Here is a 14805-nt window from a genome sequence, read left to right on the forward strand (position 1 = left end):
GCTGCGCTCATCCTGGACAGCTCCACCGGTCCCGGACCTGGCCGACCCGTCGGGCGGCTCACATCCGGGTGGGGAGTCCCGTCAGGCGCTCGTGCGTGACAGGCGGCCGGGGAGGTCGGTGAGCCGTTCGATGCGGAGCACCGCCTCGTCCGCCACCGGCGACGGTCCACCGGTGATGAAGTCGACGCCGCGGTCCAGCCAGATGCCGGTGAGCCCGGCGAGGGCGGCCGCGTTCACGTCGCTTTCCAACATGTCGCCCACGTTGACCGCCTGCGCGGGGTCTGTCCGCATCCACCGGCAGGCGGCCGCGTAGGCGACGGGCTTGGCCACACCGAGCTGGGTCGGGGTCAGGACGGCTTCGAAGTAGTCCAGGAGGCCGAAGCGGGCGATCTTGGCACGCTGCTGCTCCGGGTCCCCGTTGGTGAGAACGGCGAGTCGCGGTCCCCGGGGAAGCCGTTTCAGGTTCTCCAGGCAGGGCTGAACATCGGGATAGCTCCGCCAGGAGTTCTCGAACACCGGGAGGTAGCGCTGGGCGATCCAGGCGTCCAGAAGGCCGGGACTTTCCGGAACCGGCTCGCCCAGCGCCGGCAGGAAGGAACGGATCCTGCGTCGGTGGTGCTCGGAGAAGGAGCACTGACCGGCCAGGTACTCCCCCATGTGGCGGCCCTCGAGCGTCCACCACAACGTCGCCAGGTCGTCCGGTGAAGCCGTGGCGTTCGGTGCGTCCTGGACGATCTGGCCAATCGCTTCCACACCGCCCTTCGGTGGTCGACGAGGGTGCCGTCCAGATCGAAGAAGACCACATCCGCCATTGGGTGATCATCTCGCGGCGCCTGTCCCTGACACCAGAGGTGTCGCAGCACCATGTATTCCTTGCGCCGCAGTCACCGGCCGGCCGGCCCGGTGCTCCTTGCTCTCCGAAGCCGATCTGGCTGTCGGCACGGGAGTGCGCGCTCGACCTCGGCGAAGTCTCCTTTGGCGGCCAACACCGCGCTCAGCACTCGGCCTTACCCAACCTTACCCACGCAATGCAGTTGAGTAGGCGTACCCACTCCTCCCCAGGTATCCGCACCCCTCCGTCACGCTCACCCACGACATACCGTGTCGTCGTCCGGGCCACATCACGACACGAGGCGATTGGCATCATGGACGCTGCAGAAAGGACTGACAGAGTGATACGACGTGGGCGAATGCGGTTGTTGCCGGCCATCACGGCAGCGGCGCTGGTGCTCCCCGTCTCGGCGTGTTCGTCCGGTGCCGCCAAGTGCGAAGAGGCCCTCACCGAGGTGACGATGTCCGTCCCCGGCGTTGCCTCCGCGGAGTGGGACTGCAGCAACAGTTTCGGCGGCGGCTGGCAGCGTGCTGACGTGGCGATCGAGGCAGCCACTGAGGACGAAGCCATCGCGGTGGTGGACGCGGCCCTTCGGGCCTACGCCGCATCGCCCGACCTCGAGGACCGTTGGGGGACCCCGCAGGAATATGTGACCGAGGACGGGTCGATCACCGTCAGCGCAGGCGACGTCGGGTTCCCCGCAGTGCCGAACGTGGGCGAGGCGCGCGAGCACTACGGCATAACGCCCGGCTGACACTGTCCATCCCTCCGGTCGCCGACCCGGGGCTGTTCGTGATTTCCTCAATGCCCCCTGCCTGCACGGCGAAGGGCCCCGGCGGGGAGCCTGTCCCGACCGGAGCCGTTTCACTGGTGCGGCACGGCCAGGGCAGCTGATCGGTCCGGTGTCCGCCACGTATGCGGCACCTTCTTCTTGCTGCCGACGCCGACCGTGCCGAGCCCGGTCAGGAGGGGAGTTGCCCCACGATCCACGCCCCCAGTTCGGGCGTCATCGACGTGTGCGCCCCGCTCTTGCGCGCGAACAGGAAGTCGTCCAGGCCGCTCTGCTCCGCGGGAAGCTTGCCGAGGTCGGCAAACGGGTTCGCCTCCGGTGTCGACAGGTCGAAGTCGGCGATGTCGACCGCGCTGCCGGAGGGGACGAAGCACGTCGACGGGTAGTGCGCGGTGCTGGGTGCGCCGAGTGCGCTGAGCAGCTGGGCCACGAGGTCGAAGTTGTTGAGCGTGCCGCCGGGGGCGCCGTCCAGCTCGGGAATGGTGTCGGTGTGGATGCGGATCGGGTCCGTGCCGGTCTTGGCCAGATCCGCGACCAGCGCACCCCTGCCGGACGGCTGGGTGTAGAGCTCCGTGCCGCTGAGGTCTCCTTCGGCGGACAGGGCGACCTCGCCGGGCTTGATGCCGTTGCCCGTGCCCTGGCCGTCGCCGTTGGCGACGCCGATGAGCCGGGGGATCCTCGGCCAGCCGCCGAGCCTGTCCAGCTGACTCAGGAAGTCCTTGCGGTCCTGGTGCACATCGGGCTCGCCCTGCACGGTGCTGGTGTGCCAGCGCAGCATCTGCTTCGCGGCCGGGCTGCTCACCAGGCCCAGCATCCGCGAGTCGCCCAGCAGGAACGGGATCAGCTTCTGGATGCCGACCGGCAGCCACGCCCCTCGGTGCGGGGTGTCGAACGAGACGTAGAGCGCCGTCCGGTGGTCCATCTTCTGGCGTTCGAGATTGGCCAGCGCGTACCGGGCGATCAGCCCGCCCATACTGAACCCGCCGACCGTCAGCGGCGCGCTGCCCTCCTGCCGGGAGATGGCGGTGAAGATGGCCTCGGTCAACACCGAAGCGTTGTCGATGATCGACCTCGTACGGTCCTCGTAGCCGATCAGCACGAGGTCGTGGCCGCTCTCGTGCAGGGCGGAGATGAATTTGTAGTCCGGCGAACCGTCGCCCTCCAGGCCGAAGTAGAGCTCGTTCTTCGAGCTCGGCAGGCTGGAGAAGCCGTCGGAGAGGATCACCGGACGCTCGATCGCCGACCGGCCCGGAACGCGGTAGACCCACGCGGTGCCACCGTCACGGAGCTCCCAGGTCTCATCGGGCTCCGGCGCCTCGGGGTACGCCCGGTTGCGCGGGTCGAGATCGCCCCAGACGTTCACGACGGATGCTGACATGCATGCCTCCTGTTGCCAAGCTGCCGACGGATACCAATAGTGATCGGCAGGTCACTAAAAGTAGTGGAAGTGAAAGAGGGGAATCCGCATTCGGGGAGCATTTGGCCGTAAAACGATACTTAGGCGAAAAACAACTGCACTACCCGCAATGCTGCTCTTTGTTCGAACTCCAGCGGCAGGTCGCCGACTCCGCCGAGCGCCGGTACCCATGGCGGCCGGCGACGCCGGAAGCACCGTTCACGGAGCGCAAGTTCGCACCGACCCTGGCACCGCGTCCTTGGACCGACAAGGGCGCGGTGGGCACACCGCAGGAGACCCTCAACCTGTCTTGCGGCGAACACCTGGTGGTGGACCAGGCCTTCGGAGCCGCGACCGCCGCGTTGCGCCGCGCCGCGGCCCCTGCCGACACCACCGCGGACGGCGACTACGGTCCGGCTAGGGGGCGGGCGTGCCGGTCAGTTTTCTTTCCCAGAACACTTCGTCGCGCCATGCGCCCTCGGCGTAGAAGTGGTCGTGGGCGATGCCCCAGGAACGGAATCCGTGCTTGCGCAGGATCGCCTGGGACGCGAGGTTCTCCAGTTGGGTGTGTGCTTCCAGCCGGTGCAGGTTCAGCTCGTCCTCGGCGATCCGCAGCGCGAGCCCGACGGCACGGCTCGTGTGTCCGAGGCCCTGGTGGAGAGTGGAGACCCAGTAGCCGAGGAACCCCTTCTGGAACGGGCCGCGCAGGATCGAGCTGATGCTGACCTGCCCGATGACGGTCTCGTCGGAGACCACGACGCCGGGCCACGCGAGTCCGTCGCCATGGGCGGCCAGGAGGGATTCGATGGCCGCGGCCTGCCCGTCGGGTGTGTAGAACTCCGCGGGCCTCGCGGGCAGCCAGCGCGCATACGCCTGTTTGTCCCGAGTGTGCAGGTCGGCGAGTACGGGGCCGTCGGAGGGCTCGATCAAGCGAATCAGCGTGGAGCTCATGGGTGTTCCACTGTCTTGTCGGCTGCGGTGGTCGACCGGTTGCGCGGGAGCCTTACGAATGCCACGCTCCATGATCGGCCCAAGAATACGACGCCGTCGGCCCGGCCGCTTCGGCAAGGCCCGCCGGCAGAGTGCTCGGTGTGCCCGACCACCCCCCGCTCCCCGACCACCCCTGCTCCCGGCTGCTTCAACGCGAGGTCGCTCCGGAGGCGGTCGGTGCGAGTGCGGACTGGGGGTCGCACCGCATGGGAGTACGTGTGCCGTCCGTGCCCCGCAGCGTCACCGTCACAGTGCCATCGGTGCTCTCCGCGAACGCCACCGTGCAGACGAGCTGCAGCTCGGCGGGCCGGGTGAGCCCGTCGAGCGGGGCCTCCAGGGTGACGTCCACCCCGTCGTCGGTCACCTCTGTCGTCGCCTGGGTGCCTGGGGCGGGCAGCGATGCCTCGTTGACCATGCCCGCCAGCTTCTCCGCCTCGTTCGGGCCGGCCAGCAGCGCGGTCATGGTCTTCTCCGTGGGAGGCCGCGCGGCCTCCCCACTGCTGTCCTGGCCCATCTCGTCCCCGGTGAATTCGCTCTCGCCGACTGTCCGGGGGACGGGCATCAGCACGGAGTCGTGGGAGAAGAACAGAAGCATCCGGACCTGACGGGCGGGGAGCACGTCGATGGTCGCGGCGCCCCCGGCAGCGATGACGTCCGTCTCCTGGATGCCGCAGGCTGCGAGCGGGAGCCAGGCCGCGAGCAATGCCGCCGTGCGCAGGAGCGCCCTCATCCCACTGCCCTCTCCGTGTCGTCGGTCGACGGATCCCCTGCCCAGGCCCGTTGCCCTGCCTCGTCGCTGCGGGATCCGTCCATGCCGTTGTCCCGTTCGTGGCCGGTGGACCCGTCGAGGGGGATCTCGACCGTGAAGACGGCGCCGCCGTCCGGACCGTTCCCGGCACGGACCGTGCCGCCGTGCAGCCGGACGTTCTCCTGGGTGATCGCCAGGCCGAGACCGCTGCCCGCCGACCGGGTGCGGGCCGCGTCGGCCTTGTAGAAGCGGTCGAAGATGTGGGGCAGTACCTCCGGCCGTATGCCGGGCCCGCTGTCGGCGACCTCGAGGACCAGGGTTCCCGCCCCGTCGGCGGCCGTCCGCGTGCTCAGGCGGACCGTTACGGGCTCCGAGCCGTGCCGCAGGGCGTTGCCCACGAGATTGGCGACGACGACGTCGAACCGGCGCGGATCGAGACGGGCCCGGATCCCGTCCGGCAGTTCGGTGCGTACGCGGTCGTCCCAGCGCCGGTGCAGGAGCGTCCTGCCGATGGTCTCCGCGGCGTCGACCTCGTCGGTGTTCAGCTCGGCCGCGCGTGCGTCGAAGCGGGAGATCTCCATCAGGTCCTCCACCAGGACAGCCAGTTTGCCGGTCTCCGCGCTGATCAGCCGGACGGCCTGGGCCGTGTCCGGGTCGAGGCCGTCCGCGTCCTCGTCCAGCACCTCGGTGACGGCGAGCATCCCGGCGAGCGGGGTGCGCAGTTCGTGCGAGACGTCGGAGGCGAACCGGCGGGCTCGGGCCTCCGCCTGTTGCAGTTCGTCGACCGACTTCTCGAGCTGCCCCGCCGACTCGTTGAACGTACGGGCCAGATCCGCCAGTTCGTCGCTCCCCGAGACCTTGATCCGCGCGTCGAGCCGGCCACTGCCCATGGAACGGGCCGCTCTGCGCAGCTCGCGAACCGGGCGCAGCACACTGCGCGCGGCGATCAGCGCGGGCACCAGGGCGATGGCGAGGCCGGGCAGAGCGCCGTCGCGCGCGGCGGTGACCAGGGCGTCGACATTGGCCTGCTCCTCGCTCATCTGCATCACGGCGAACATGACCAGCCCCGTCGGCACGGTGCCGCCCCCGCCGGTCCTCGTCAGGACCGGCACTCCGATCGTGAGGTACGGGACACCGTCCTTCACGACCCTCTCGAAGCTGCCGTGCGAGGTCGTCAGGGTGGTGCGGCGCAGCTCGGAGGTGATGACGGAGGAGGTGGGTCTGGTGCTCGAAGAGACCCGCAGCGAGCCGTACTCGGCGAAGACGATCCACGGGTGCGGCTTCGCCTTGCTCGCGAGGACGAACAGCAGCTCACGCAGCATCACCGGATCGACGGGAAGTGAGGGTGCGAGCGTCTCCACCTGTTCGCGGAAGGACACGACCGCGGTGTCCTGGGCGCTGACGAGGACGGCGCTGCGCGCCTCGCGGTAGGTGAGTGCCGCGGTCGTCCCCGCGCTGACGGCGGCCACGAGCAGGAACGCGAGGACGAGGCGTGTGCGCAACCCGAAGGTGGCGATCCGGCGCAGGCGACTCTTGCGGCGGGTGTTCACAGGGGTCCGAAGCGGTAGCCGAAGCCCCGCAGGGTCTGTATGTAGCGCGGGCTGCCGGGGGTGTCCTCGATCTTGTTGCGCAGCCTGCGGACGCAGGCGTCGACGAGGCGGGCGTCGCCGTGGTAGCTGTGCTCCCAGACGTGCTCAAGGAGTTGCTGCCGGCTGAACACCTGCTCCGGGGCGGCCGTCAGATGGAGAAGCAGTTTCATCTCGGAGGGCGCCAGGGCGATGCGTTCACCGGACTTGGCGACGGTGAGACCTGCGCGGTCGACGGCGAGGTCTCCGTGGAACTCGACGGCGGGACGGCCGCTGTCCGGGGCCTCCATCCTGCGCAGCACGGCGCGGATGCGGGCCTCGATCACTTCGGTGCGGGCCGGTTTGACGATGTAGTCGTCGGCGCCGGCCTCGAGGCCGATGACGACGTCGAAGTCGTCGCCGCGGGCGGTGAGCATGATGATGGGCAGCTGGCTGTCCTCCCGCACGAGGCGGCAGACCTGCACACCGTTCATGCCGGGCAGCATCAGGTCCAGCAGGAGCAGGTCGGGCCGGAACTCGCGGAGTGCGGCCAGTCCGGCCTCGCCGGTGGCGGCCGTGCGGACCTCGTGGCCGCGGCGGCGCAGTCCCAGCTCGACACCCTCGCGTACGGAGGGGTCGTCTTCGATCAGGAGCACGCGGGGCATGTGCGGGGCGTCCCTGGGGGTCGTGGTGAATGGGTCAGGAGGGTTCACGCGCTCGGAGCGCTTCACGGTTCCGCGGGTCTCAGCGCCGGAGGCGGAGCCGGGCGGCCGCGCCGGTGACGAGGGAGTCGACCTCGGCGAGGCGTAGAGGGCGGGCGAGAAGCACGAAGACCGCGGCGACGGTGAGCGCGCCGGCTCCGGCGGCGACGGCGGGCCCTGCGGGGGCCGTCAGCCGGGTGGCGCCGAGGCCGAGGAGGGTGGCCGGCACTGCCGCGACGAGCATCCCGGCCTGGGCGGCGACGGTGGCGGAGCGCCACAGCCGTGGCCGGGGCGGTGCCGCGCCGGGGACCTTGCCGGGCGTCAGGCGGCGGTGCAGCACCAGTGCGGTCAGGGCCCAGCCGGCGAACAGCGCCAGCGAGTAGCCGCCTGCCATACCGGTGACCGCCCAGCGCGCCGGCAGGAGTTGGTACGACGCCCACGACAGCCCCGCGTTGAGGCCCGCGATCATCAGGTTCAGCAGGAACGGGGTGCGCGTGTCGGACAGGGCGTAGAAGGAGCGGGACAGCACGTACTGGCCGGAGAAGGCGATCAGTCCGGGGGCGAAGGCCATCAGGATCCCGGCGAGAACGGCGATGTCCTCCGGTCCTGTTCTGCCGTACTGGAAGACCAGCGCCGTCGCGGGGTGTGCCAGGGCGAGCAGTGCGCACGCGGCGGGCACTATCAGGGCTCCGCTCGTGCGCAGCGCGTATCCGGCGTCCCGCCGGACCGCTGCCGTGTCGCCGTCGGCAGCCGACCGGCTCATCCGCGGCATCAGCGCCGTCACCAGGGAGACCGTGACGATGCCGTGCGGGACCATCCACAGCGTGTACGCGTTGTTGTACGCGCTGAACCCCGCGCCCTCGATGTGCTCGGCGGCGGCGCGGGCACCGGCGGACGTGGCGAGCCGGGTGGTGACCCAGTAGGCGGCCTGGTTGCTGAGCACCAACAGCACGAGCCAGCCCGCGGAACGCAGTGGCCGGGTCAGGCCGCTGCCGCGCCAGTCGAACCGGGGCCGGAACCGGAACCCGGTGGCCCGCAGCGACGGCAGCAGGGCGAGCGCCTGGACGACGATGCCGGCCGTGGTGCCCCAGCCGAGAAGGGCACGCTCCCCCGGTGTCAGGTCTCCGCCCGCACCGGTCGCCAGGTACAGGCCGAACACGGCGATGACCACGACGTTGTTGAGGACCGGTGTCCACATCATGGCTCCGAAGCGGCCACGCGCGTTGAGTACTTGCCCGAGCAGGGTGAACAGGCCGAGGAAGAAGATCTGCGGCAGGCAGTACCGGGCCAGCGAAACCGTCATCGTGTGCTGGTCCGGCGGGTAGTCGGAGTAGAACCCGACGATCGCCGGCGCCGCCCACACCGCCGTGCCTGTGAGGAGGAGCAGGGCCAGCACGCACAGGGTGAGCAGCCGGTCGGTGTAGGCCGCGCCCCCGTCCGCGTGCTCCTTCGCCGCCCTGACCAGCTCCGGCAGGAAAACGGCGTTGAGGGCGCCCCCGAGCAGCAGGATGTAGACGATGGTGGGGACCGAGTTGCCCACCGCGTACCCGTCGGCGACGATCCCGAGGCCGAGTGCCGCGGCGACGACCGCGGACCGCAGGAATCCGGTGGCGCGTGAGACGACCGACCCGGCCGCCATGATCGCGCCGCTGCGCAACGCGGAAGGCTGCTTCGCCGTCGGCCCGGCTGTCGCGGTGGTACTCATCGTCGCGCCAGATAGGTCTGGAACGCGCGGTACAGCGCGTGATTGGCCGTGCCGTCCAACGGTCTCTCCCACTCCCCCAGGGTTTCGACGACCTCACCACCGGTGCCGAGCTTCCAGCGCAGCAGCCCGTACGGACGGTCGTCGGGGTCGAGGGTGGAGGGTACCCCGCGCATGTCGTAGACGTCGGCGCCGAGTGCCTGGGCGTCCAGCAGCATGCGCCACTGCAGGAGGTTGGAGGGCCGCACCTCACGGCGGTGGTCGGCGGAGGCGCCGGTCTGGTACCAGATCCGGCGGCCGAAGCGGATCATGGTGTGGGCAGCGAGTACCTCACCCTCGTGACGGGCGAGGTAGAGCTGCATGCGGCCCGGTTCCTCCGCGTTGAGGGCCGCGTACTGACGCTCGTAGTACTCCAGGGACCGGCCGAGGCGGAAGCCGTCGCGTTCCTCGGTGATGCGCAGCAGCCGGTAGAACTCCGGCAGGTCCGCCGCGCTGCCGACGACCACCTCGACGCCCGACTTCTGCGCCCGGCGGACGTTGCGCCTCCACTCCTGGTTGAGCCCCGCCCACAGGTCGTCCGTCGTGCGCCCGGTGAGCGGTATCCGGAAGACGTGGCGTGGCTGCGCGTCCTCGTCGTCCTCGCCGCCGCACCGTTTCCAGCCCCGGGCCCGGAGCCGTTCCGCGACGGCCGTGCCCAGCGGATCCACCTCGCTCGCGAGGACGTCGGAGAGCCTGCGGCCGGGCCCGGTCCCCGATTTGAGCCGTGCTCCGTTCCAGCGGCGGTACGCCGGCGAGGGGCCGATCCGTACGGCGAACACTCCCGACGCGCGCAGGTGTCTCAGCAGCGGGTCGAGCCAGCCGTCGATGCCCGGGTCGGCCCAGTCGGCGACCGGTCCTTCCGGCAGGTAGGCGAAGTACTTGCGGGTTCCGGGGAGTTGACGCAGCAGGACGAGCGCGACGCCGGTCAGCCGGCCGGCCGCGGGGTCCGGTCCCCAGCCCACCAGCTGGGAACGCCAGCCGTCCTTGACCTGCGCCCACGAGGGGCACTGCAGGAATCCTGCGCCGAGGTCGGAGCCCGCGCCGGAGCGCAGGAACGAGCGGTACTTCTCGGCGGTGATGAGCCCCAACGGGGATTCCGGGCCGCGGGCAGCCGTCACGAGCAGTGCTGACACGGTGTGAGCCTCTCTGTGGGAGTGCACAGGATGCTCACAGCCGTCCGTGACCGCTCCGCGCGGCGAATGTGACCGGACGATGACCGTTGTCCTGCAGTGGCCGTCACATGGCCGCAGCGCCGCTCACCTGGGCTTTCCTGGTTCTACTGTCTCGGTATCCACATCCGAACCACCATGGACGGAGACTCCGTTGAGCCGTATATGTGTGCGCACCGCGGCGGTCGCGGTACTGCTGGCCCCGCTCGCTGCCTGCTCCTCCGGAGCAGGCTCCGGCTCCGCTGCGCAGGACGCCAAGGGCGGCGGCACCAGCGCCGCGGAAGACCGCCCCGCGACGGTGACCGTGACGCCGAAGGGCAACGGTGTACCGGCCGGCGGCACGGTCAGGGTGACCGCGGCGGGTGGCACGCTCACCTCGGTCGCCGTCACGGACGACGAGGGGCGCGCACTCGCCGGCAAGGTGGCCGCCGATGGGGCGACGTGGGTCTCGATACGCAAGGCGGCCCCCGGCACCTCGTACACGGTCACCGCCACGACGACCACGAAGGCCGGGACGAAGAGCACGATCACGTCCGTGTTCGCCACGGCCGAGGCCGACAAGGTCAACAAGGTCGACTGGCGGCCGGGTACGAAGGCGGTCGTCGGCATCGCCCAGCCGGTCTCGCTGGTCTTCGACAACCCGGTCACCGACAAGGCGGCCGTCGAGCGGCAGTTGAAGCTGACCACGTCGAATCCCACCGAGGGCTCCTGGTCCTGGCTGGAGGACTGGTCCGGCCGTGACCGGATCGACTGGCGGCCCAAGGAGTACTGGCAGCCCGGCACGAAGGTCACGCTGAGCGCCGAGCTGAACGGCACGGACTCAGGTGACGGCGGGTGGTTCGTCCGCGACTACTCGACCGCCTTCACCGTCGGTGGGGGCCAGATAGTCAAGGTCGACCTCGACCGCAAGCAGCTCACCCTGGAAAGGAACGGGCAGGCGGTGCGGAGCATCCCCGTCTCCGGCGGTACCCCCGGCGGCGACAAACGCTCCTGGCGCGGGACTGCCGTCCTGATGGCCAAGGAGGGCACGATCAACATGAACTCCGAGACCGTCGGCCTCGGCGACGCCTACGACAAGATGGTCGACCGCTCCATGCGGCTGACCTGGTCCGGCATGTACGCGCACGCGGCGCCGTGGAACGACAAGTGGTTCGGCAACGCGAACATGAGCTCCGGCTGCATCGGCATGAGCGACACGAACGCCGCCTGGCTCTACGCCCAGGTCCGGCCCGGCGACCCGTTCGAGATCACCGGCAAGAACACCAAGGGCATCGTCGCCCCGGGCAACGGCTTCGGCGACTGGAACGTGCCGTGGGCCGAGTGGCAGGCGAAGAGCGCGCTGCGCTGACGCCGGTGATCTCCCCGGCGCTCACAGCTCCCACACGACGGGCAGGCCGGCCTCAGTTCCCTGGGCCGAGTAGTCGTGCACGACGTCGAGGAGTCCGGCCATCCGCGCCTGCCAGGCGATGTTGACCGGCAGCGTCTCCAGCGAGGCAAGCAGCGCGGCGTAGTCCTCGCACTCCAGGAGGTGGAAGAGGTCGGTGCCGCTGCGCCAGATCGTCCAGGAGGTGGCGCCGCCGGAGCGGATCGCCGCCGTCAGTTCCTCGGGGACTTCGCGGTGCGCCGCGTCGTACTCGTCGATCCGGTCGGCGCGGACCTTGGTGTGCAGCGCGATCCTCATGACGGCTCCTCGGTCGTACGGGCCTCGGCGTCCGCGTCTGCCCGGTTCTCCCACTCCGCCTCTGGGACCGGGACGTGCTCCGGCAGCAGGCCGTCGGCCCGCAGTTCGGCCCAGAGCGCGTCGGGGACGGTGCGCGCCAGCATGTCGGCGGCGTCGTGGACCTCGTGCGCCGATCGGGTACCGACGAGGATGCCGGCCACCGCCGGATGCCCGAAGGGGAACCGCAGGGCGGCGGCGCGCAGGGGAACGCCGTGCCGGTCCGCGACGGCCTTCATGCGCAGCGCGCGGTCCAGGACCTCCGGGGACGCGGCCGCGTAGTTGAAGGTGGCACCCGGCTTCGGGTCGGCGAGGAGCCCCGAGTTGAAGACTCCGCCGACGACGACACTCTTGCCGCGCGCGTCGGCCTCCGGGAGGAGCTCGTCGAGACCGCCCTGGTCCAGGAGGGTGTAGCGGCCGGCGCACAGCACCACGTCGACGTCGGTCTCGCGGACGAAACGGGTCAGCATCTCCGCCTGGTTCATGCCCGCACCGATCGCGCCGACCACACCTTCGGCGCGGAGCCGCTCCAGCGCCGGATAGGCCTCCTTGAAGGCCTGCTCCTCGTGGTCGTCCGGATCGTGGAGGTACACGACGTCGATCCGGTCGAGGCCGAGTCGCTCCAGGCTCGCCTCGATGCTGCGCCGTACGCCGTCGGCGCTGAAGTCCCAGATACGACGATGGGTGGCGGGCACGGCGAATCCGTTGGCGAGGTCGTCGCCCGCCGCCGCCGTCCGCTCCAGGCGGCGGCCCACCTTGGTCGAGACGACGTACTCGTCACGTGGCCTGATGCTCAGTGCCGCGCCGATCCGGTGCTCGGACAGGCCGAGGCCGTAGTGCGGGGCGGTGTCGAAGTAGCGGATGCCGGTGTCCCAGGCGGCGTCGACGGCAGCCGTCGCCTGGACGTCGTCCACCGCCGAGAAGAGGTTGCCGATCGCCGCCGCCCCGAAGGCCAGTTCGGTGACGGCGATATCGCTCGTGCCGAGCGTGCTGCCTCGCATGTGCGGGCCGCCTCTCAGTTCTGGACCGGTCGGAGGCGCAGGCCCTGCATGCCCCCGTCTACGGCGAGCGAGGTTCCGGTGACGGATCCGGCGGCCGGGCTCGCCAGGTACACGATCGCAGCTGCCACTTCATCGGCCGTCACCAGGCGGCCCATGGGCTGTCGGGCGTCGAGCGCCGCCCGTTCGGCCACCGGGTCGTCCGCGGCGTCCAGGAGCCGGCCGACCCAGGGGGTGTCGGCGGTGCCCGGATTCACACAGTTGACCCGTATTCCTTCGCGTACGTGATCTGCGGCCATGGCGAGGGTCAGGGAGAGGACGGCACCCTTGCTCGCGCTGTACAGGGCGCGTTGCGGCAGGCCGGCGGTTGCGGCGATCGAGCAGGTGTTGACGATCGCGGCCTCCGCCGATGACCGCAGATACGGCAGGGCGGCGCGGGTGGTGCGGACGATCCCGAGGACGTTGACGTCCAGTACGCGGTGCCACTGCGCGTCGTCGTTGTCCTCGACGGTGCCGGCGGCGCCGATACCGGCGTTGTTGACCAGGATGTCGATCCCGCCGAGATCCTCGGCGGCGGCCGCGACGGCGGTGCGTACCGCGTCGTCGTCGCTGACGTCCGCGCGGTAGCCGCGCAGCGGCTTGTCGACGGCGCCGGGGTCGAGGTCGAGCACGGCCACGCGGGCGCCGCGCTCGGCGAGCAGCCTGGCGGTGGCCAGACCGATGCCCGACGCTCCTCCGGTGACGACGGCCTTGAGCCCGATCAGCTCACTCATGCCAGGACCTCCTTGTGCACAGTCTTGGATACGGCGTTGTATGCGGCCTGCCCAGCACCCTGGGCCGCTCGGTCCGCGGCCCAGAACCGGCCGTCCGGGTAGCTGAACTCAGCGATCGAGGCGGCGTGCATCTCGGCCGAGAAGCCCGGGGCGTCGGGAGCCCGGTAGTGTCCCTCGCGTATCTGCACGGGGGCGAGGAAGTGCTCGTGCAGATGGTCGACGAACTCGATGACCCGGTTCTCGGTCGAGCCGGACAGGGCCACGTAGTCGAACATCGACAGGTGCTGGACGAGTTCGCACAGGCCCACGCCGCCCGCGTGCGGACAGACCGGCACGCCGAACTTCGCGGCGAGCAGCAGGATCGCAAGGTTCTCGTTGACACCGCCGACGCGTGCGGCGTCGATCTGCAGGACGTCGATGGCGTCGGCCTGGAGCAGCTGCTTGAAGATGATGCGGTTCTGGACGTGCTCGCCGGTGGCGACCTTGACGGGTGCCACGCCCTTGCGTACCGACGCATGGCCGAGCACGTCGTCGGGGCTGGTGGGTTCCTCGATCCAGTACGGGTCGAACTCGGTGAGCGCCCTGGTCCATTCGATCGCCTCGCCGACGTTCCAGCGCTGGTTGGCGTCGATGGCGATGCGGATGTCGGGGCCGACGGCGGCGCGGGCCGCACGGCAGCGGCGGACGTCGTCCGCCAGATCCGCGCCGACCTTCAGTTTGATCTGGGTGAAGCCGTCGGCGACGGCCTGCTGCGCGAGCCGTGTGAGCTTCTCGTCGGAGTAGCCGAGCCAGCCGGGCGAGGTGGTGTAGCCGGGGTATCCGCGTTCGAGCAGATCGCTCTCGCGGCCGGCGGCTCCCTCGCGGCCCCGGCGCAGCAGCGTCAGCGCGTCCTCGGGGGTCAGCGCGTCGACGATGTAGCGGAAGTCGACCTGGGAGACGAGCCATTCGGGCTCGGCGTCCGCCAGGAACCTCCACAGCGGCTTGCTCGCGCGCTTGGCCGCCAGGTCCCACACCGCGTTGACGACGGCGCCGATGGCCATGTGCATCACGCCCTTCTCGGGGCCGAGCCAGCGCAACTGACTGTCCCCGATCAGGTCGCGGTTCAGGGATCCCGGATCGGCGCACAGTGCGTCGGCCGACCGGCCGACGATGTGCGGGCGCAGCGCGTCGATCGCGGCGACCTGGACATCGTTGCCGCGCCCGATGGTGAAGCTGAAGCCGTGGCCCTCCTGGCCGTCGCCCGCATCGGTGCGGAGCACCACATAGGCGGCGGAGTAGTCGGGGTCCGGGTTCATGGCGTCCGAGCCGTCCAGTTCCCGGGAGGTGGGGAAGCGGATGTCGTACGTGTCGACTGCGATGATTCTCGGGGCAGTTGAGGTCACGTT

14 protein-coding genes are annotated in these 14805 nt (G+C 70.3%); 2 read left to right on the forward strand and 12 right to left on the reverse strand.

Annotated elements, in window-relative coordinates; genetic code table 11:
* Nucleotides 1–81: 81 nt before the first annotated feature.
* Entirely contained in the window at nucleotides 82–753 is a 672-nt protein-coding gene (locus OG257_RS01620; RefSeq protein ID WP_329204209.1) for an HAD family hydrolase, read from the reverse strand.
* A gap of 437 nt (nucleotides 754–1190) precedes the next feature.
* On the opposite strand from OG257_RS01620, the gene OG257_RS01625 reads away from it, so the two are divergent.
* A complete protein-coding gene (locus OG257_RS01625; RefSeq protein ID WP_329204210.1) occupies nucleotides 1191–1586 on the forward strand; it encodes a hypothetical protein in 396 nt (131 codons plus the stop codon).
* A gap of 208 nt (nucleotides 1587–1794) precedes the next feature.
* On the opposite strand, the gene OG257_RS01630 is transcribed toward OG257_RS01625, so the two are convergent.
* From OG257_RS01630 to OG257_RS01660, 7 genes are all read right to left on the reverse strand, one after another.
* Nucleotides 1795–3000 carry an esterase/lipase family protein gene (locus OG257_RS01630; RefSeq protein ID WP_329204211.1) on the reverse strand — a complete coding sequence of 402 codons (1206 nt, stop codon included), beginning with the start codon at nucleotides 2998–3000 and terminating at the stop codon, nucleotides 1795–1797.
* 435 nt (nucleotides 3001–3435) lie between these two features.
* The gene (locus OG257_RS01635) at nucleotides 3436–3969 is read right to left on the reverse strand and encodes a GNAT family N-acetyltransferase (protein ID WP_329204212.1); all 534 of its coding nucleotides are present in this window, start codon (nucleotides 3967–3969) and stop codon (nucleotides 3436–3438) included.
* Nucleotides 3970–4156: 187 nt separating this feature from the next.
* Nucleotides 4157–4738 (reverse strand): hypothetical protein, encoded by a 582-nt coding sequence (locus tag OG257_RS01640; protein ID WP_329204213.1) that lies wholly within the window; start codon nucleotides 4736–4738, stop codon nucleotides 4157–4159.
* On the reverse strand, nucleotides 4735–6306 hold the full coding sequence (locus OG257_RS01645; RefSeq protein WP_329204214.1) for a sensor histidine kinase: 1572 nt from the start codon (nucleotides 6304–6306) through the stop codon (nucleotides 4735–4737). The genes OG257_RS01640 and OG257_RS01645 overlap by 4 nt, the downstream gene beginning before the upstream one ends.
* On the reverse strand, nucleotides 6303–6986 hold the full coding sequence (locus tag OG257_RS01650; protein WP_329204215.1) for a response regulator transcription factor: 684 nt from the start codon (nucleotides 6984–6986) through the stop codon (nucleotides 6303–6305). Before OG257_RS01650 ends, OG257_RS01645 begins: the two co-directional genes overlap by 4 nt.
* Before the next feature lie 79 nt (nucleotides 6987–7065).
* On the reverse strand, nucleotides 7066–8727 hold the full coding sequence (gene murJ, locus OG257_RS01655) for a murein biosynthesis integral membrane protein MurJ (RefSeq protein WP_329204216.1): 1662 nt from the start codon (nucleotides 8725–8727) through the stop codon (nucleotides 7066–7068).
* Nucleotides 8724–9896: a lipid II:glycine glycyltransferase FemX gene (locus tag OG257_RS01660; protein ID WP_329204217.1), complete on the reverse strand. Its 1173-nt coding sequence runs from the start codon at nucleotides 9894–9896 to the stop codon at nucleotides 8724–8726. Before OG257_RS01660 ends, murJ begins: the two co-directional genes overlap by 4 nt.
* Before the next feature lie 190 nt (nucleotides 9897–10086).
* Here OG257_RS01660 and OG257_RS01665 point away from each other — a divergent pair, with 190 nt between their 5' ends.
* Nucleotides 10087–11280 (forward strand): L,D-transpeptidase family protein, encoded by a 1194-nt coding sequence (locus OG257_RS01665; RefSeq protein WP_329204218.1) that lies wholly within the window; start codon nucleotides 10087–10089, stop codon nucleotides 11278–11280.
* 21 nt (nucleotides 11281–11301) lie between these two features.
* Here the strand turns inward: OG257_RS01665 and OG257_RS01670 are convergent, their stop codons facing one another.
* The 4 genes from OG257_RS01670 to OG257_RS01685 are packed head-to-tail and all read right to left on the reverse strand — an operon-like array spanning nucleotide 11302 to nucleotide 14802.
* A complete protein-coding gene (locus OG257_RS01670) occupies nucleotides 11302–11613 on the reverse strand; it encodes an L-rhamnose mutarotase (protein ID WP_329204219.1) in 312 nt (103 codons plus the stop codon).
* Complete coding sequence (locus OG257_RS01675) at nucleotides 11610–12650, reverse strand: aldo/keto reductase (protein WP_329204220.1); 1041 nt, start codon at nucleotides 12648–12650, stop codon at nucleotides 11610–11612. The genes OG257_RS01670 and OG257_RS01675 overlap by 4 nt, the downstream gene beginning before the upstream one ends.
* A gap of 14 nt (nucleotides 12651–12664) precedes the next feature.
* Nucleotides 12665–13420 (reverse strand): SDR family NAD(P)-dependent oxidoreductase, encoded by a 756-nt coding sequence (locus tag OG257_RS01680; protein ID WP_329204221.1) that lies wholly within the window; start codon nucleotides 13418–13420, stop codon nucleotides 12665–12667.
* Nucleotides 13417–14802, reverse strand: a complete 1386-nt coding sequence (locus OG257_RS01685; RefSeq protein ID WP_329204222.1) for an L-fuconate dehydratase — start codon at nucleotides 14800–14802, stop codon at nucleotides 13417–13419. Before OG257_RS01685 ends, OG257_RS01680 begins: the two co-directional genes overlap by 4 nt.
* Nucleotides 14803–14805 lie beyond the last annotated feature (3 nt).

The organism is Streptomyces sp. NBC_00683, from assembly GCF_036226745.1.
GTDB lineage: Bacteria > Actinomycetota > Actinomycetes > Streptomycetales > Streptomycetaceae > Streptomyces.